Origin of the sequence: Ureaplasma ceti, from assembly GCF_040369755.1 — a bacterium.
Taxonomy (GTDB): domain Bacteria; phylum Bacillota_I; class Bacilli_A; order Mycoplasmatales; family Mycoplasmoidaceae; genus Ureaplasma; species Ureaplasma ceti.
Genome location: NZ_BAABQM010000001.1, coordinates 255,907 through 275,692, shown reverse-complemented (window position 1 = coordinate 275,692; position 19,786 = coordinate 255,907). Strand labels below are relative to the sequence as shown.

Genomic DNA, 19,786 nt, shown 5'->3' with positions numbered 1-19,786 from the left:
TTGATTAAAGGAACAGAAAAAATGGAACAAGAAAAAGTTGAAACTTCTCAAACTGAAACATCAGTAGAATTAAACCCAGTTAAAGCTAGCTCTTCAAAAGAAAAATCTGACAGAGCTATGAGAAAACAAGCAAATTCAGCTGAAAAAGAAAACGGTTTTGAAGAAAAAGTTGTTGAAATTAAAAGAATCTCAAAGACAACTAAAGGTGGACGTGTAATGCGTTTCAGTGCTTTAGTTATCGTTGGGGATAAAAAAGGTACAATTGGATTCGGAATGGGTAAATCAAACGAAGTTCCAGATGCAATTAAAAAAGCGGTTAAAAACGCAAACAATAATTTAGTACAAGTGAAAATGAACAAACGTGGAACAGTTTACCACGAAGTAATCGGTAAACACGGTGCATCTAGATTATTATTAAAACCAGCTCCTACAGGTAAAGGAATTGTTGCCGGTGGTGCTGCTAGAGCTGTTGTTGAATTAGCAGGTTTCCAAGACGTATATGCTAAATCATTAGGTTCTAACACAAAAATTAACGTTATTAGAGCAACTATTGACGGTTTAACAAAACAATTCAGTCCAAGTGACATCGCAAAAGCACGTGATAAAGACATTAAAGATTTATAGTAGGAGAGAAAATTAAATTATGGAATTACATAACTTAGAATTTACTAACGGTTCTCGTGGTCAAAAAGCTAAACGTGTTGGCCGTGGACATGGTTCAGGTATGGGTAAAACTTCTACTCGTGGATCTAACGGTCAAAAATCACGTAAATCAGGACACACACGTTTAGGATTTGAAGGTGGTCAAACTCCTTTATACAGACGTGTACCAAAAGTTGGTTTCAACAACGTTAACTTCGCAAATAACTACAACGTTATTTCATTAGCTATGTTAAACGACAAGAAATTAACTGGTGAAATCGATATGGCTAAATTAGACCAAGCTGGTTTAATTGAAGACGTAAAATTACCAATCAAAGTTATTGGTAACGCAAAAGTTGATAGCTCATTAGTTATCAAAGCTCACAAATTCTCTGCTGGAGCTATCAAAGCTATCGAAGCTTCAGGTGCAAAATACGAATTAGTTAAATAATCATTTATAATTAATTTAATTTCGTATTTAGGCAAGGAATTTTTACATGGTAAATAATAGAAAAAGGAAAAATTATTCACCAGGCCTACACGAATTAGCAATGATTTTTAAAAATAAAAAAGTGATCATTGCAATTCTGGTTACATTAGGGATTTTAATATTATTCAGAGTGGGTTCTGTAATCCCCATGCCATTTATGAGATTAGAAGTGCACAACGAGTCCAATAATTCGTTCATGCAAATGATGAACCTTTTAGGTGGTGGTGGGTTAACCCAAGTGTCTATCTTTGCGATCGGAATATCACCGTATATTACCGCGCAAATTATTGTTCAGTTACTTTCATCTGACCTGATTCCTCCGTTAGCAAGAATGGCTAAGTCGGGCGAACGGGGCCGAAAGAAAATGGAAGTAGTCACTCGGTTACTTACTCTTCCCTTTGCAGGTATTCAAGCGTATGCCATCTTAACAATGGCGACGAGCGCCCAAAGAGGCTTTGTCCACTTTGCGTCTAACCTACCGTTTGCGGTGGGTTCACCTGCTTACTACTTCTTCTACATCGCTTTGATGATTGCTGGTACTTATATCGCAATTTTCTTAGGTGACCTTATCACAAAGCGGGGTGTGGGTAATGGGATTACCCTAATTATTCTGTCTGGTATTATCGCATCCTTGTTCAGTTCTTTCCAAACAGTCTTTATTGTTTTAAAAGCAATTACTGGACAAAGTGCCCAACTAGTATCTATCATTTCCTTTATTGTTTATGTGTGCTTCTATATCATCGTCTTACTGTCTGTTGTCTTTATCAACGGATCAGTTAGAAAAATCCCTATTCAACAAGTGGGCCAAGCATTAAGCAAAAATGAAGATGAATTATCTTATCTCCCAATTAAGATTAATTCAGCTGGGGTTATTCCAGTTATCTTCGCCTCATCCTTAATGACCATCCCTTCAACTGTAGCACAGTTCTTACCGGAAGGTAGTGCTGGGGCGTTGTGAATCAGACAGTATATGGTTTTAAACTCAATTAGTGGGTTAATCATTTACTTCTTCTTGATTATTCTCTTCACCTTCTTCTACAGTTACATCCAAATTAACCCTAACAAAATTTCTGAAGACTTTAAGAAGTCTGGTAGATTTATTCCTGGGGTGAAAATGGGTCGGGATACAGAACAACACATTTCCAGAACGCTCTTTAGAGTCAACTGAATTGGCGGACCGTTCTTAGCGTTAATTGCTGCATTGCCATATATTGTGTCAATCGTATCCAACCACGCTAGTGGTGGAGTAATTAACATTCCAAGTTACGCAGCCTTAGGTGGTACTGGTATCGTTATTATGGTGTCAGCCACAATTGAATTGTGAAGTTCAATTAAATCTACTGCGACAACTACTTCTTATACATACCAAAGAAAAGAAATTGAAGCATCATTATCTGCCACTATTTCTAACGAAACAGTTAACGATAACGATGACTCTCAATTATGATAGGTGAAACATGAAAATCATTTTATTAGGTGCTCCTGGATCAGGTAAAGGGTCATTAGCTAAAAAATTATTAACTAGTTACAATTTAGCACACATCTCTACGGGAGATTTATTCAGAGCAGCCATCAATAAAGACGATGATTTTGCAAAAGAAATTAAGTCTATCATCGCTTCAGGACAATACGTTCCTGATTCAATTACAAATAAAATTGCTGCTGATGCAATTTTAGAAGCTTCAAACCACTATGACGGTTTTATTCTTGATGGTTATCCAAGAACTATCGATCAAGCTAACTATCTAAAAGAAGTGTCAGGCATTGACTCAGTGTTATACCTTGACATCGATAATAGTGAATTGATTAAAAGAATTACAGGTAGAAGATTATGTTCACAATGTGGAGCAATCTACAACGTAAATACTTCACCAAAACCAGCAAATGCAAGTGTTTGCGACCAATGTGGTGGTGCTTTAATTCAAAGAAAAGATGACAACGAAGAAGTTGCTCACAAGAGAATTCAAGTGTACATGGATCAAACAAAACCATTGATTGATTTCTATGAAGCTGAAGGCTTATTACACACTGTGAACGCAGCTCAAGACTTAGATTCATTGTTTAATGATGTAGAAAAAATTATTAGTTCAAAAAACTAATAATTTTTTTTCTCATATTGGAATTAATTGCGTATAATATGAGAATACGTTGCTTTTTTAAGAAAGTGGGTTTTATACTGTGAAAGTAATTATTAAAACAAAAGATGATATTAGCAAAATCAAAGAAGCTGTCAGAATTTGAAAAATTGTAAGACAGGAAATCCGCCAACAAATTCATGCTGGCATGACAACACTAGACTTAGATAATTTAGCTAAGGAAGTGATTGAAAGTAACGGAGGGATTCCGACATTTTTAGGTATGTATGGTTTCCCAAATAATATTTGTATTTCAGTGAATGACTGTGTCATTCATGGAGTCCCAAATGATATTCCGTTAAAAGATGGTGATATGGTTACTTTTGACATGGGAGTAACTTATGAAGGTCACGTATGTGACGCCGCTTTTACTGTGATTATCGGTGAAAACCCTGAAGCAGAAAAAATTTCTGCAGTTTGTCGGGGTGCTTTAATCAACGTGAAAGATTATTTGAAGCCGGGCGTTTCTAACTTACAAATTGCCCAAATTATGCAAGAATACATTGAATCTCGTGGATACGAAGTTCTACGTGACTTTACTGGACATGGCTGTGGTAACAGTTTACATGAAGACCCAGCCTTCCCAAATTACGTAGACTATAGATTCCCTATTTACAAGTTAAGAGAAGGGATGGTAATTTGTTTAGAACCAATGATTCTAACAGATTCTCGTCAGTATGAAATTGATCAAGAAAACGAATGATCAGTTTATGCAAAAAACCATAAATTAACTTGCCACTGAGAAGATATGTTCTTAATTACAAGAGATGGCTGCGAATTATTAACTAGCGAAGATTAATGGCCAATGGCACATGATGCTAGCCACGCATTAACACAACCTTACAGGCCGTTTGACTTAGATACATATCAGATAAAATCTTTTGTGTTTGTCTGATATCCAGTTACAAAACGAAATTTTATCAGTTGATACTATGGATGCTAGCATTGCATAGTTGAGTCGAAGAAGCGATCCTTGTTTGACATGTATTAAACCGCCTGTAAGTAACACAAGAAAAGAAATTAAGGAGCATACAAATGAAAGTAAGAGCATCAGTTAAACCGATTTGTAAAGATTGCAAAATCGTAAAACGTAATGGTGTTGTTAGAGTTATTTGTAAAATCAAAAAACATAAACAACGTCAAGGATAATTTGAAAGGATTAATTTAGTATGGCACGTATTTTAGGTGTTGATATTCCTAATGATAAAAGAGTTGTTGTTTCATTAACATACGTATACGGTATCGGTAGTACAACAGCTACACAAATCCTTAAAGAAGCACAAGTTGATGAAAACAAAAGAGTTAAGGATTTAACTGAAGAAGAATTAGCAGCAATCAGAAAAGTTGCTAGTCAATACACAATCGAAGGTGACTTACGTAGAGAAGTTGCAATGGACATTAAGAGATTAATGGAAATTGGTTCATACCGTGGTATTCGTCACCGTCGTAGTCTTCCTGTTCGTGGACAACGTACAAAGACAAATGCAAGAACTCGTAAGGGTCCAAGAAAAACAGTTGCAAATAAGAAGATTGAATCTAAATAATAGGTGTTAGAAAGGAAACATAGAAAATGGCAAAAAAGAAAAAATTAACCTTTACTAACGGTTGCGCACACATCCATGCAACACGTAACAACACAATCGTTACAATTGCTGATGAAAACGGAAATGTAATTTCATGAGCATCTTCTGGATCAAGCGGATACAAAGGTTCAAAGAAAAAAACTCCATATTCTGCAGGGGTTGCTGCTGAATCAGCTGCAAAAGAAGCTTTAGATATGGGTCTTAAAACTGTTTCAGTTAACGTTAACGGAACAGGTTCAGGTCGTGATACAGCGATTAGAAGTTTACAAGCTGTTGGATTAATCGTTACAAGAATTAACGATGTTACTCCAATTCCACATAACGGTTGCCGTCCACCTAAAAAACCTCGTTAGTTTTTAAAGGACTAGTTCAAGTCTCTTCATAAGACTAACATTACTGAAAAAAGGAGCACCAAATGGAAAAATTCTTAAGATTTAAAACTAATCCGATCGAAGTTTCGGAAAGTGAAAACAAAGCTAAAATCGTTTTAGAACCATTAGAAAAAGGTTTCGGAACAACTTTAGGAAACGCTTTAAGAAGAATTTGCTTATCTAACATCCCAGGTGTAAGCATCTTTGCGATTAAAATTCCTGATGTAACTCACGAATTCCAAGCGATTGAAGGCGTTTATGAAGATGTGATCAGCATCATCTTAAACTTAAAACGTTTAGTAATTAAGGGAGACTTAAATGTTCTTTCTGAAGAAGAACTAAACGGCAAAACTATTGAAGAATGACCAACATTAAAAATTAACTTTAAAGGTCCAGGTAACATTACTGCTAGAGACATTGAAGTACCAGCTGGTTTCACAATTGTAAACCCTGACTTACATATTGCAAGCATTACTAAAGCTAGAGATTTCCAAATGGAAATTTACGCAAAATGAGGTAGAGGTTTCAAAACTAGTGAAGAAAATAAAGAATCAATCACTACTTTATCAATCATCCCAACTGACTCAAACTTCTCACCAGTACTAGCTTTCAACTACAAAGTTAATGATGTGAAAACTTCAAAGATTTCAACTAGCGACTCATTAGAATTAGATGTTGCTACTAATGGTGCAATTTCAGCAAGCGACGCAATTGTTTATGCTGCGAAAATCTTATCAGATCATTTAGAACCAATCATGAAGTTAAATGACGCTGTCATGAACTTACAAGTTTTAAATGACGAATTTGAAGAACAAAGAAAAACAAGTTTATTTATTCCAATCGAAGATTTAGACTTAACTGTAAGAGCTTACAACGCTTTAAGATCTTCTGGAATTTTAACAACACACGAATTAATTGAAAAATCTAAACAAGAAATCGAAAAGATTAAAAACTTGGGTAGAAAATCAGTTAACGAAATCATTCAAAAAATTCACGAACGTGGTTTAAAACTACGTGATGAATAATTCACTAAATCTCGATTAGAAAGGACATATCTGTAAATGAGCTTCATTAATAAACCAGGTAAAACTCGTGCATGACGTAAAATGATGACTCGTCAACAAGTAACTGACGTTATTGCTTACGGTCAAATCATTACAACTCATACAAAAGCTAAAGAAACTCAACGTCACGTTGACCGTATCATCACATTAGCTAAGAAAAATACATTAGCTAGTAGACGTGCAGCTGCCGCTATCTTATTAGACAACCAAAAGTTTAGTAAAGACGAATTATTAAAAAGATTATTCGAAGTAATCGGCCCTAAATACCAAGAACGTAATGGTGGTTACACAAGAGTTCTTAAATTAGGACAACGTCGTGGAGACAACGCTGAAGAAGCAATTATTCAATTAGTTTAATTTTTTAAACTAAATTAAAACATAAATCAAAAATATAGGTGTTACAACCTATATTTTTTTTATAAAATAAAAGAATAAAACGGTTTGGCAAACCTAGATACTTTTTATGAAAGTACCTAGGTTTTTCAAATACGAGACTACTTCTTACGATGTAAAGGAAATGAACGTGGATCATAAAAACACCTTAGCTGTCGAGTTTGAAAACGTTTATTTTAGCTATATTGAAGGCATTCCTGTATTGCAAAACGTAAACTTTGAAATTCATCAAGGAGAATACGTGTGCATTATCGGCCATAACGGCTCTGGAAAGTCAACAATTTCTAAAGTGTTAGGTGGCTTGCTGAAACCGCAAGCAGGTAAAATTAAACTGTTTCACGAGGAAATCAACTCACTCAATTTAAAAAAATTAAGAAACAACATCGGAATTATCTTCCAAAACCCAGACAACCAGTTTGTGGGATTAACAGTTGAAGATGATTTGGCCTTTGGTTTGGAAAATAGAAAAGTCCCACGGTCTGAAATGCAAAAGATTGTGAAGATGGCTGCTGACGCTTTAGAAATTAGTGATTTAATGACTAAAGAACCTGCTCAATTATCTGGGGGACAAAAACAACGGGTAGCCATTGCGGGCATTTTAGCCATTAATCCTGAAATCATCTTGTTTGATGAATCAACTTCCATGTTAGACCCCAAGGGTAAAAAAGAACTGAAAGAATTAATTTACGATTTAAGACATAAATTGAATAAAACCATTATTAGTATTACTCACGATATGGAAGAAGTGGTATACGCTGATAGAGTAATTGTGATGGAAAAGGGCCAAGTCGTGGCCACTGGCAGTCCAGACGAAATTTTTGTCAACGAAAGCAATTTAAGAAAACTGAAATTAGATTATCCGTTTACTTTAAAACTAGCTACATTATTAAATGAGGCTGGTGTTAGTTTAAATAAGACGTTAAAATACCAGGAGTTAATTGAAGAGATATGTCAAAAATAAAGAATGAAGTAACGACTCCTTGTTTAAGTGCAGATACTGCTATTAAAATTAACCATTTATTTGGTGTGTATAACGAAGGTAAAGAAAGTCAGTTTGTCAGTTTATGTGACATTAATTACGAATTCAAAAAAGAAAAAATTTATTTTATTATCGGTAATTCTGGCTCAGGAAAATCCACTTTAGTGACCCACTTTAACGGTTTATTAAAATCGCGTTACGGCAAAATTGAAATTGAAAATAATTATCCTATTGGCAAAGATTTTAATATACACGATTATTTTATTGGTGTGATCAATTTAGAAGAATTTAATAATCATCCTTTATTGATTAAACAAATTAATCACTTCCAAAAACAATGAGCTAATAAACCGGTATATGTTGCAGCCTTTAAAGCTGCTTTACCAAAAAATTTAGTTCAGATTTTGTTTGAAGCTTATTTCAAAGTAAAGACGCATAAAATCAAAACTTTATTTAGTCACGAAATTAATTGTTACTTATATTTACTTACTGCTTCTTCGGAAGAAATTGAAATTCATATCAACCGTTACTGAACGTTAAAAGAGATTACGGCTTTAGGTTGCACAAAACCCCAAAAGTTAATCAATACTTATTTGGACCGAGCTAAATTTTTAATGCAATGAAAATTAGCTAACCAAAAGATTAAAAAAATTAAACGGGTAAGAAAAACAGTAGGGATGGTCTTCCAATTCCCAGAATATCAGCTGTTTAAAGACACAATTATTAAAGATGTGATGTTTGGCCCTACCGCTTTAGGAACGTCTAAATCAGTGGCCTTAGAACGCGCTAAATACTACTTAAATGAATTGGGTATCCCTGAATCATACTTAGAAAGAAGTCCGTTTGGTCTTTCTGGTGGACAAAAACGAAGAGTTGCCATTGCTGGTATCTTAGCAATTGAACCAGATGTACTGATTTTTGACGAGCCTACTGCAGGTTTAGATCCGGTAGGGGAAGAAGAAATGTTGAATATCATTAAGAATGCACAACAAAAACATAAAACGGTAATTGTCATTACCCACACAATGGACCATGTGTTAAAAGTAGCTGACGAAGTTCTGGTAATGAACGATGGGGAAATTATTAAAAGCGGTACTCCTTATGAAATTTTTACCGATAAAGAATTATTAACTAACACGTCAATCGATTGTCCTAAAGTAATTGAAGTTATTAATGACTTAACGTCAAAAAACGAAAAGTTTGCCGCATTATATAAGTACCAACCTAAAACCACTGAAGAATTAGCTATCGCCATTAAAGAGGTATTAACTCAGAAAGGAGACAGCTAATTATGAATGGCCAAGGATTTATTAAAAGAGAATCGGTAATTCACCGATTAAACCCCGCTTTAAAATTTATTGCGTTTATTGTTATCATTGCGATGATTTTTATTCCACTAGGTTTTTTTGCCCAATTATTAATTGGTATCGCAGTGTTAACAGTGTATTGAATTGCAAAGTTGCCAGCTAAAATGTTATGAAACATTTTAAAGTCAGTAATGTTTTTGTTCGCATTATTACTGCTAGTAAACTGGTGTATTTATAAAGACCCAATTGCGGTTTTTGTACCGCCTGGACACTTTGGGTTGGTGACTGGTGATTTAGGTATGAATAAAAATATGATTCAACTAGAAGCGGATCACACTTATATTTCTAAATTATGAGGCGGTCAAGTAGTAAACTTCATAACACCTACTGGGAATATTTCGGTAGATGGTCATACTTTTACTTACCAAGAAATTATTAACCAAAACGTAAAAAATGTGAAAACTTTAGACCGCATGTTTAGAGATTTATCACCAGAGTCTCAGACTCAATTATTAAAATTGTGTCATAATGACCAAACTTTAGCAAAAAATTATCTATGAATAATTAATAATAGTTATACTTTAACTATTGATGGTGCAAAATATCGGATTACCACAACAGTGTTAAACAATACCAACAGTGGTTTAATCAACGATCACAGTGTAGTTTATTCAATTACTCACTGATATACCTTAAGTCCTAAAGCGATTGAATTAGCTTTATATGTGTCAATTAAGGTATTCTTAATGATTGTTATTGCAACAATTTTGACATCAACAACTACTTCTATTGAATTAACTTACGCTTTAGAAGATATTTTCAGTCCATTGAAAATCTTTAGATTCCCAGTGGCTGAAGTAAGTATGATGATTGCCATCGCTTTAAGATTCATTCCTTCTTTATTAGCAGAATCACAAAGAGTCTTAAATGCCCAATCATCAAGAGGGGTTGACTTTAAGAACGGCAAGTTTTTCGACAAATGTAAAGCTATCGTTTCTTTAGTGGTCCCATTATTTAGTATTGCATTCCAAAAAGCGGGAGAACTGGCAAACGCAATGGATGCTCGTTCTTACAACCCAAGATATGCAAGAACTAGATACAGAATTTTTCAAGTGAAATGAGCTGACTGATTAGCCTTTGCGCTTCTATGTGTGCTGTTTGGTTTCTTAATCGGAATGGCCGCTGTGAAATTAGACTTTGCTCCGTTTGGAATATTTGAATTAGGAATATTATTAGGATAAAAAATTTATGAATTACAAATGTACTATTAGCTACAAAGGTACTAATTACTATGGTTGAGCAAGACAAAACCAATTACCAACAATTGAAAGAATTTTATTAGATACTTTTGAAGAATTGTTTGGTTATGAAGTTGCTTTATTCGGTTCAGGTAGAACTGACCGTTATGTTCACGCGTTAGCTCAAGTGTTTTCAGTAAAACACGACGAATTAACTATTGAACCTGAACAATTAATGCATGCTTTAAACTCAAAATTACCAAAAGATATTAGAATCACTAGCTGTGAAACAGCTCCAGATAACTTCCACGCTCGTTTCCATGCTACTGCTAAAACTTATATTTACAAATTATCAACTCACCCTAACTACAACTTATTCACTGATGAATTAGTGTACCAATACAATCATGAGTTAGATTATGCTAAATTTGAAGATTTTAAAGCGTTAATTATTGGTAAACATAATTTCTTATCATTCTCAACATCAGAAATTCAAGACACAGTTAGAGAAGTAACTCGTTTTGAAATTCAAAAACAATCTGGTGACATCACTAACTTTGTGATTACAGGAACTGGTTTCTTAAGAAACATGGTAAGAATGATTGTTGGTACGTTCTTAAACTACAATGAAGGTAGAATTACATTAGAAGACGTACAAAAATATTTAGATGAACCTAAAAAAGGTCAAGCTATTAGAAAAGTAAACGGTTGTGGCCTTTACTTATACAACGTGGAATACTAATTATTATTTAGATAAATTACACAAAGAAAAAACCATTGGGATTAAAAACAATCCTAATGGTTTTTGTTTGTTTTTAAGCTATTTTTATCAACCTACACGACCTTCATGTGGGATTTCAGATCTAATGCGGTTAATGATTAAGTTAACTTCGCTAATACCCATAATAATCATGTTAATTCTGTTAGGTCTTGAGACACAATTACCAGCAGCATAGAACCTTTTAATGTTAGTTTCAAAGTGTTCATCTACTACAAATTTATTGGCTAACTTATTAAAACTTGCTCATGAGTGGATGTTAGAACCTAAGTTCTTTAAGCCATATTGTACTAGTAATAAGTCGTATTCAATTTGTGTTTCTGAACCGTCTGGGAAACTAAACTGACATGAATTCGTTGTTCAACCGGTTAAAGTGGCCGGCATTAATACCTTAACCCCGGCTTGTTGTAAATCTTCAACCGTTAGCCCATCGGCACGTAGTTTATCTCTTCTGTGTGCTAAAGTCACTGATAACGAATTAGTTTTTTCTTGAATATGCTTAGCATAATCGACAGCGGCATCCCCACCGCCTAAAATCAAGATTTTTTTATTGTCATAAGTGTGGTCTGGTTCTAAACAGTATTTTACTTTTTCACATGTTAAACTGTCGGCGAATTGTTCTAGTTTCATTGGTTCAAATGCCCCAATACCAACAGTTAAAATAACGTTTTTAGTGAAGTAGTGGTTTAGCTTATCATCGATTAAAATAATAGTCCCTTCTTCATCGATTTCGTAGCTAACAATTTTAATTCCTGTTTGAATACTTGTGTATTGTGAGTATTGACGTGCTTGTTTTTCTAAAATTTGGGTTAGTTCTGAACCCGTAATTTTTTCATATCCCGGGAAGTCATAAATAAATTTACTTGGGTAAACTTTATTAGGTTGACCACCCAAAATTTCGTCTGCTTCAATACATAAGCAGTTTAATTTTAAATAACCGGCAATAAATGTAGCATAAAGTCCTACTGGTCCACCGCCGATTACGATTACATCATAAATTTTTACATTTTCCATATACAGTAATGTTATTAAAAAAAATGTAAAAGTTTGTTTTATTTACTAATAGCAGATTATTTAAAGTAAAATACTATATATATCGCGCAAGCGTTTATTTTTTTACGAAATCTTGTTAAATACAGACAAAATAGGAGAATTCCATGCCAAACAGAGATATTGATGCGAAAATTGCAGTCATTAGTAACGACGATGCAAAGAAATTAGGCATTAAAAAAGAAAAAGAAAATTTAGTCACAATTGATGGGCAAATTGTTGATCTTGAATGAATTGATGAATTCGCTGAAGACTGACACTTACCTTCAATCGTTTTAAAGGCTCAAGCTTATTTAAAGACTTTAAAGAGTCCTGAAAATAAGAAATATGTAAACTTAAACAGCAATAAATACGAAAACTTCAATAGATTAGTTGAATTCGATGTTATCGAAGGCACTAGTTTAGATAAGGTTCGTCAATTTTTAGTATTAAACGAATACGGACCTGAATCAGCTATTGATGAATTCAACTATGGTGTTACAGCTGTTGAATCAAGTAGTGATGCTGAAAAGATTATTAACAAAATTGCTAATAACATTAAAGTTTACAACGAACAAACTCTAGAAAATCAAGCCTTATTAAACGAAGCGGAAGAACAGTTCGAAAATTTTGAAATTTCAGACGAAGAATATATCGACAAGAAATCTGATGCAATTGCTAGTCTTAAAATCATGGTTTTATCTATCTACAGAGATATGGTGTTATTAAACTCAATCTCAGATGCTCCAGTTAATTTTGAATTAGCTGATTCTTGCACTAGTCCTGAAGAATTAGCAAAACAATTAGCTGAAGTTAGTGAAAAAACAAAAGATTTAAAAGAATCAGCTGAAGAAGATATTGCAAAAGTTGAAACCCAAAAATCTGTTGATGCTCCTGTATCTGAATCTTGTAGTAATAATGATTTGGAAGAAAATTCTGACAATCAAAAAGAAGAAGTTCCTGAAGAAACTAACCTACCTGAAGAACACGACTCTTTAGATTCAGTGATAAATGAATCAGAACCATACGGTTTTACAGTTGATTCAACAAGCGATGCACCTGAATTACAAAAAGAATGAACTCCAGAAGAATTTAGTTCAGAAGGTGAATCTCACGGTTTTACAGTGGATTCAACAGACGCTCTTGCTGAAACTCAAAAAGAATGAGTTCCAGAAGAATTTGCTGAAACACACGAAGTAACTCCAACAAAGGAAGAAGAACCAGTAGTTGTTGAACCAGTTGAAACTCTTGCTATTCCTCCGTTTGATATTGATTCATGAGCAACGCTATTCTATTACCACAACGAATGAATTCCTAGTGAATTTAATGATGCAGGCAATAAACCGAAAACAAAAGGATTATTTAGAAAGAAAGATGCTGATGAAGAATTAGACCACATCGAAACTTTCTATTTAGTAAATAATGCGAGATATGAATTAGATGAAGCTAAATTACAAAAAGAATGAGTTCCAGAAGAATTTGAACACATGTCAACTTCATCTGCAGATTCTGAACCAGTTAGTGTAGAAGAAATTAAACCAGTAGAAATGGTGAATGAAGAAGCTCCAGCTGAAGAAGTGGTTGTTGCCTCTCATTGTGAAGAATGTGATGAACTAACTGTTACAGAACCTGTTAATTCTGAAAAATCAGTTCAACCATACGATTTTAGTATTGATTCAACTGATTACATGCCAGGACTTTACCGTGAATGAACTCCTGCAGAATTTGCAGAATACCAATCTGTTCCAGTAGACCCAGAAGATTTAGATTTACAAAATAAATCTTCAGAAGAAACGACAAATGCACCAGCTGCAGAATTTACAGTAGACTCAACTGATGCAGATGCTGAAACTCAAAAAGAATGAGTTCCAGAAGAATTTGAACATGAATCAGCTGCTGAAGAAATTCCAGCTGAAGAAGTTAAAACTCCAGCTGAAGAAAATTCAGAATCAGTAGAAGAAGAATCTGAAGAACCAGCTGCAGAAGAAGAAGTTGAAACTCCAGCCGAAGAAATTTCAGTTGAAGAAGAATCTGAAGAACCAGTTGCAGAAGAAATTCCAGTGATTGAAGAACCTGTTGTTAAAGCAGAATCACCAATTCAAACTGTTTACCACGAACCATTTGATTTTGAAATTGATTCAACAGACTTTGCACCAGCAGCTCACCGTGAATGAGTTCCATCAGAATTTGCTAAATACGAATCTATTCCAGTAGATCCAGAAGATTTAGACCTTCAAACTAAACCATTAGATGAAGTTCCAGTGACTGAAGAACCTGTCTCAGAACCTGTTGAACTAACTCCGGTAGAAAAAGAATCTGAAGAACCAGCTGTAGAAGAAACTCCAGTGACTGAAGAACCTGTTAAAACAGAAACGCCAGCTGCTGAAGAAGAATCAACTCCAGTTGTAGAAGAACCGATTGTTGAAGAACCAAAACCAGTTCAAGAACCAAAACCATTTGAATTTGAAATTGGTAACGATGATACAATCGCAAATAATCAAAATGAATGAGTTCCAGAAGAATTCGTTCAAAATAAAAAAGACCCAGTAGTTTTAGATGATGAAATTAAAGCGGTAGAAAACCAAATTAACTCTTTAAACAAAACCACTGAAGTTAAACCAGTTGTTAACGAAACTAATGAAGCCAACCCAGAATCAATTGATGATCTTGATGATGAAATTAAAAGTCTTCAAGACCAAATCGATGCAATTGAAGCGCAATTGCATTCATTAAAGAATAATTAGGACAGTACATCATATATTAAGAGGTAACCCATTATGGAAAACAAAGAAAAAAACATCAATAGAGTTGATTTAGTATTTGATGGAAACGGTGCGCCAACATTAGCTAACAGAGAAGAAGTACTTAACAACCTAAACGATGAAAACAAAGAATCTCACAAAATTCATAATCACGTTAACGTTAAAGAACTTAACGAAAACGAATTCGGTAACCAATGATTAAGAACTATCGACTTATTAGCAGTTATCGAAGATCAAGATGACGAATTACTAGTAGATTTTGTAAAAAAATTAGAAGCTAAATCTGAACAACTATACCATGATTTAAATAAAGTTATTATCGACAGATATAAACTAGATGAAGATAGTGAATTAGTTGCTAAAATTGTTGCATTAAACAAGAAAAACAATCCAAAAATTAGCGAATACTTAGATAGAGTAGATGATGTTGTTTACAACATTGAAGCTGATTGAAACGATGATGTAGCTCTTGAAAATAAATTAAATTTATACGAAATGACTACAGTAACTTTAGGTGAACACCAAGCGTTACATGCTGAAGAAACTCCTGAAGTCAAAGAAGTTGAAGCTTTAACAGAAGAACATGAAGAAGCTGAACAAACAGAAAATAACGAATTCGCTTTAAATCATGACCTTCAACAAATTGTGGCAGATAATGCTAACAACAAAGTGGATCCAAGTGTTTTAAGCGCTGAATTAAAAGAAAAGGGTGCAGACGAACTTTACGACTACATTAACACAATTAGTTCACAAATTCGTTTTGTACAAAACCAAATTACTAACCAAGTAAGTTTATACCAATTCTTATCAACTAAAAAAGCGCCTAAAGATTCTCAAAAATTAAATAAAATCTTTACTGATTTAAAAGGTAACTCTGAAGTTATCAACAAAATTTTAGATACTGTAGATGCATCTGATGATTTTGATATTAAAGAAATCTTTAACAGCGATTTTGAAGCTATTGATAAAAACAGTAACTTATTAAAGAAATTATTAAAATTCATTAAAGCCGATGACCACTTAAATGAATTAAATAACGAAGTAACTGAATTACACAAAGCTCTTGATACTTTAACAACTAAGTTATCAATTGCTTATATGGTGGCTTTCGAAAACGGTAGCAAATTTAGTAAGAGATTATTAAGACGCAACCGTCAATTAGAAAAGAAAGCACAATTAGCTTTAGAAAACGATGCTAACTTAGATATTCATAGCGCAGAAGCTGATGATACTGAAGGTGCTGAAGAATTCGAATATTCAGATGAATACAAAGAATTATTAAGCAAATACAGAGATGATTCACAAGTTTTATACGACGAACGTTTCAACTTATTTGCTACAAAAAATAAAGCTAGCGCTTTCAGAAAGTTACTAGATAAAAAATTAAGAAACTTAATGAAGTTAGAAAACAATAAGTTTACTACTTTAGATGCAAAAGAATATGCAATGAATGAATACTTCTTATTCTTGAACTCTGAATTAGGAATTGTTGGTGATTTAACTGAATTAGTTGGCTTAGTTGAATTACAAAGAATCAAATTAATGACAGAAATCGCTGAAAACTGAGTTTACAACTACAGAGATGCTGATGCTAAATCATTAATCGAATTCAGCTTAAGAGATAACTTTGAAACTGTCAAAATTTTAGCTGCTGAAATTTTAATTTTAAAAGCCATCTTATTACACAAAGATGTAATTAAAGTAATCAAAGCTCAAGCTAAAAAACAATGTACAGATATGATGACAATTATCGCTTGAGATAAACGTCTAAACTGATGAACAGACACAACAAGAGATGTTGTGGCAGAAGCTTACTTCGATCCTGTTTATGGTAAAGACCAAGGTGTTCAATACCTATTCCATGAATTAGTGGAACTATACGATGAAGAAGACCAAATGTCTGAAGAAGACGGTATGTATGAAGAATGTGATGATGCTGTATGCACACACAACCACCACATTCACAATGCATACTACAATGATGCACATGATGGTTCAACAAATGTAAGAAGAGAACCACTAGTGATGAAGTTTGAAGCAGAAAAAGAAACTATCAAACGTATCCCATTAGTGATGAAATTCGAACGTGATAGCGAACACATCAAACGTATTCCATTAGTGATGAAATTCGAACACGAAACAGCCGTGGAAAAACGTGTTCCGTTAATCATGAAATTCCAAACTGAAAAGAATAACGTTAAACGTATTCCATTAGTGATGAAATTCGAACACGAAACAACTGTGGAAAAACGTGTACCATTAGTAATGAAATTCCAAAACGAAATTACTAAGACAAAACGTGTACCATTAGTAATGAAATTCCAAAACGAAAAAGTTGTGGAAAAACGTACTCCATTAGTAATGAAATTTGAACACGAAACAACTGTTGAAAAACGTGTACCATTAGTAATGAAATTCCAAAACGAAAAAGTTGTGGAAAAACGTACTCCATTAGTAATGAAATTCGAACACGAAACAACTGTTGAAAAACGTGTACCATTAGTAATGAAATTCCAAAACGAAAAAGTTGTGGAAAAACGTATTCCATTAGTAATGAGATTCCAAGAACAAAAAGTTGTTGAAAAGATTGTAGAAGTTGAAAAACGTGTTCCGTTTGTAATGAAATTCCAAAACACTGAAACAATCATTAAAGAAGTTCCAGTAAGAGTGGTTGATTTCTATGCGACAAACGAACGTCATGATAGTTCATCATTAGACAGATTAGTACAAGAAGTTCAACAAATTAAAGAAAAAATGCCTGAACTTACAGTGGCTGAAGAAGTAAAGGTTATTGATCCAATTAAAGAAGTGGCAGTAACTAAATACGAACCAGTCGAAGTTGAAAGAAAACCAGCTGCACTTGAACTTGCAATGGGTAACGGCGACATTAGAACAATTAGATACATTGATTACATTCCAGTTGATCACGAAGTGATTAAAGAAGTAGAAGTGATTAAAGAAGTAGAAAAAGAAGTTCCTGTTGAAGTTATCAAAGAAGTTGAAGTAATTAAAGAGGTTCCAGTAGAAACTGTAGTAAGACCGGCTGCACTTGAACTTGCAATGGGTAACGGCGACATTAGAACGATTAGATACGTAGATTACGTTCCGGTTGATCATGAAGTTGTTAAAGAAGTTCCAGTTGAAGTAATTAAAGAAGTAGAAACCATTAAAGAAGTTCCTGTTGAAGTAATTAAAGAAGTGGAAGTTGTTAAAGAAGTTCCTGTTGAAGTTGTAAGAGAAGTTCCAGTTGAAACAATCGTTAAACCTTCAGCTATGGACTTAGCAATGGGAAACAGCGACATCAGAACAATTAGATACGTAGATTACGTTCCGGTTGATCACGAAGTTGTTAAAAATGTTGAAATTCCTGTTGAAAAAGAAATCATCAAAGAAGTTCCTGTTGAAATAATCAAAGAAATTCCAGTTGAAGTAATTAAAGAAGTGGAAGTCATCAAAGAAGTTCCTGTAATTACTGAAGTGGCAAAACACACTTACGTACCATTCTCACACGAAGTGGTAAGAACTATTGAAGTTCCTGTTGAAAAAGAAATCATCAAAGAAGTTCCAGTTGAAGTAATTAAAGAAGTAGAAACTATCAAAGAAATTCCAGTGGAAGTAATTAAAGAAGTGGAAGTCATCAAAGAAGTTCCTGTAATTACTGAAGTGGCAAAACACACTTACGTACCATTCTCACACGAAGTGGTAAGAACTGTTGAAGTTCCTGTTGAAAAAGAAGTAATTAAAGAAGTTGAAATCATCAAGGAAGTTGAAAAAGAAGTTCCTGTTGAAATCATCAAAGAAATTCCAGTGGAAGTTATCAAGGAAGTTGAAAAAGAAGTTCCAGTTGAAGTAATTAAAGAAGTGGAAGTTATCAAAGAAGTTCCTGTAATTACTGAAGTGGCAAAACACACTTACGTACCATTCTCACACGAAGTGGTAAGAACTGTTGAAGTCCCTGTTGAAAAAGAAGTAATTAAAGAAGTTGAAGTCATCAAGGAAGTTGAAAAAGAAATCCCTGTTGAAATCATCAAAGAAATTCCAGTGGAAGTTATCAAGGAAGTTGAAAAAGAAGTTCCAGTTGAAGTAATTAAAGAAGTGGAAGTCATCAAAGAAGTTCCGGTCGAAGTAATCAAGGAAATCCCAGTAGAAATCGTCAAGGAAGTTGAAAAAGAAGTTCCTGTAATTACTGAAGTTGCAAAACATACTTATGTTCCAGTTGATTGTGAAGTAATTAAAGAAGTTGAAACAATCAAAGAAGTTCCAGTCGAAGTAATTAAGGAAGTTCCAGTCGAAACAGTTAAAGAAGTCCCTGTCGAAGTAATTAAAGAACTGGAAGTCATCAAAGAAGTTCCAGTCGAAGTAATTAAAGAAGTCCCTGTGGAAATTATTAAAGAAGTTCCAGTGGAAACTATTAAAGAAGTTGAAATTCCTGCACCGGTTGAAGAAAAAGATACAGTAATTAAAGAAATTCACTATGCTGATGCTCCTTCATTTATTGAAGAAATTCCAGAAAACGAAACTGAAGAAGAAAAAGCGGAAAGATTAAGAAAATTACGTAATAAAGGTATGACTGCTGCTGGTAGAAGAATCAACGACTTAATCAACCAAACTAAGAGAGAATTAATCACAGCTGAAAAAGATCTTGAAAAAGAACAAGCTGAAAAAGAAAAACAAAAAGCTAAAGAAGAAGCTGCTGCTAAAGCTTTAAAAGAACAACACAAAAAAGAATTAGCAGAAAAACGTGCTAAACAATTAGCTGATTTAAAAGCAAAACGTGAAAAAGAAAGAGCTTTATTAAAACAAAAAGAAGCTCTTAAAAAACAACGTGAAAAAGAAAGAGCTGCTCTTAAAAAACAACGTGAAAAAGAAAGAGCTGCGTTAAAGAAACAAAGAGAATTAGAAAAAAAACAAGCTAAGGCTAATAAAAAAGCTGACGATGCTGAATAATCTATAAACTCTTGTTAAACATAAAAAAGTCATTTCACTTTTAACATATTTGTTAAAAGATGGGATGA

17 protein-coding genes are annotated in these 19,786 nt (G+C 33.8%); 16 read left to right on the top strand and 1 reads right to left on the bottom strand.

Annotated elements, in window-relative coordinates; all coding sequences use genetic code 4:
* The first annotated feature begins 21 nt into the window (after positions 1–21).
* The 14 genes from rpsE to truA all read left to right on the top strand — a co-directional run bounded on the left by rpsE (position 22) and on the right by truA (position 10,944).
* Positions 22–624, top strand: coding sequence for a 30S ribosomal protein S5 (gene rpsE / locus ABWU82_RS00955; RefSeq protein ID WP_353289641.1), 603 nt, complete (start codon positions 22–24; stop codon positions 622–624).
* 19 nt (positions 625–643) lie between these two features.
* Positions 644–1,093: a 50S ribosomal protein L15 gene (gene rplO / locus ABWU82_RS00950; RefSeq protein WP_353289640.1), complete on the top strand. Its 450-nt coding sequence runs from the start codon at positions 644–646 to the stop codon at positions 1,091–1,093.
* Positions 1,094–1,139: 46 nt separating this feature from the next.
* Positions 1,140–2,582 (top strand): preprotein translocase subunit SecY, encoded by a 1,443-nt coding sequence (secY, locus tag ABWU82_RS00945; RefSeq protein ID WP_353289639.1) that lies wholly within the window; start codon positions 1,140–1,142, stop codon positions 2,580–2,582.
* Positions 2,583–2,589: 7 nt separating this feature from the next.
* Entirely contained in the window at positions 2,590–3,231 is a 642-nt protein-coding gene (locus ABWU82_RS00940; RefSeq protein WP_353289638.1) for an adenylate kinase, read from the top strand.
* Between the two features lie 79 nt (positions 3,232–3,310).
* Positions 3,311–4,066, top strand: a complete 756-nt coding sequence (map, locus tag ABWU82_RS00935) for a type I methionyl aminopeptidase (protein ID WP_353289637.1) — start codon at positions 3,311–3,313, stop codon at positions 4,064–4,066.
* A 236-nt stretch (positions 4,067–4,302) separates the two neighbouring features.
* Entirely contained in the window at positions 4,303–4,416 is a 114-nt protein-coding gene (gene rpmJ / locus ABWU82_RS00930; protein WP_353289636.1) for a 50S ribosomal protein L36, read from the top strand.
* A 20-nt stretch (positions 4,417–4,436) separates the two neighbouring features.
* Positions 4,437–4,811: a 30S ribosomal protein S13 gene (gene rpsM, locus ABWU82_RS00925; RefSeq protein WP_353289635.1), complete on the top strand. Its 375-nt coding sequence runs from the start codon at positions 4,437–4,439 to the stop codon at positions 4,809–4,811.
* Positions 4,812–4,837: 26 nt separating this feature from the next.
* The gene (gene rpsK / locus ABWU82_RS00920; RefSeq protein ID WP_353289634.1) at positions 4,838–5,203 is read left to right on the top strand and encodes a 30S ribosomal protein S11; all 366 of its coding nucleotides are present in this window, start codon (positions 4,838–4,840) and stop codon (positions 5,201–5,203) included.
* Positions 5,204–5,265: 62 nt separating this feature from the next.
* Positions 5,266–6,246 (top strand): DNA-directed RNA polymerase subunit alpha, encoded by a 981-nt coding sequence (locus ABWU82_RS00915; protein WP_353289633.1) that lies wholly within the window; start codon positions 5,266–5,268, stop codon positions 6,244–6,246.
* Between the two features lie 36 nt (positions 6,247–6,282).
* The gene (gene rplQ / locus ABWU82_RS00910; protein ID WP_353289632.1) at positions 6,283–6,642 is read left to right on the top strand and encodes a 50S ribosomal protein L17; all 360 of its coding nucleotides are present in this window, start codon (positions 6,283–6,285) and stop codon (positions 6,640–6,642) included.
* 160 nt (positions 6,643–6,802) lie between these two features.
* Positions 6,803–7,639, top strand: a complete 837-nt coding sequence (locus tag ABWU82_RS00905) for an energy-coupling factor transporter ATPase (protein WP_353289710.1) — start codon at positions 6,803–6,805, stop codon at positions 7,637–7,639.
* Entirely contained in the window at positions 7,627–8,946 is a 1,320-nt protein-coding gene (locus ABWU82_RS03635) for an ATP-binding cassette domain-containing protein (protein ID WP_420017770.1), read from the top strand. Before ABWU82_RS00905 ends, ABWU82_RS03635 begins: the two co-directional genes overlap by 13 nt.
* A gap of 2 nt (positions 8,947–8,948) precedes the next feature.
* Positions 8,949–10,205, top strand: coding sequence for an energy-coupling factor transporter transmembrane component T family protein (locus ABWU82_RS00890; RefSeq protein ID WP_353289631.1), 1,257 nt, complete (start codon positions 8,949–8,951; stop codon positions 10,203–10,205).
* Between the two features lie 7 nt (positions 10,206–10,212).
* Positions 10,213–10,944, top strand: coding sequence for a tRNA pseudouridine(38-40) synthase TruA (truA, locus tag ABWU82_RS00885; protein WP_353289630.1), 732 nt, complete (start codon positions 10,213–10,215; stop codon positions 10,942–10,944).
* An 84-nt stretch (positions 10,945–11,028) separates the two neighbouring features.
* On the opposite strand, the gene ABWU82_RS00880 is transcribed toward truA, so the two are convergent.
* Positions 11,029–11,994, bottom strand: coding sequence for an NAD(P)/FAD-dependent oxidoreductase (locus tag ABWU82_RS00880; RefSeq protein WP_353289629.1), 966 nt, complete (start codon positions 11,992–11,994; stop codon positions 11,029–11,031).
* A 143-nt stretch (positions 11,995–12,137) separates the two neighbouring features.
* Here ABWU82_RS00880 and ABWU82_RS00875 point away from each other — a divergent pair, with 143 nt between their 5' ends.
* Positions 12,138–14,753, top strand: coding sequence for a hypothetical protein (locus tag ABWU82_RS00875; protein ID WP_353289628.1), 2,616 nt, complete (start codon positions 12,138–12,140; stop codon positions 14,751–14,753).
* A 33-nt stretch (positions 14,754–14,786) separates the two neighbouring features.
* Positions 14,787–19,718: a hypothetical protein gene (locus tag ABWU82_RS00870; protein ID WP_353289627.1), complete on the top strand. Its 4,932-nt coding sequence runs from the start codon at positions 14,787–14,789 to the stop codon at positions 19,716–19,718.
* The last annotated feature ends 68 nt before the right edge of the window (positions 19,719–19,786 follow it).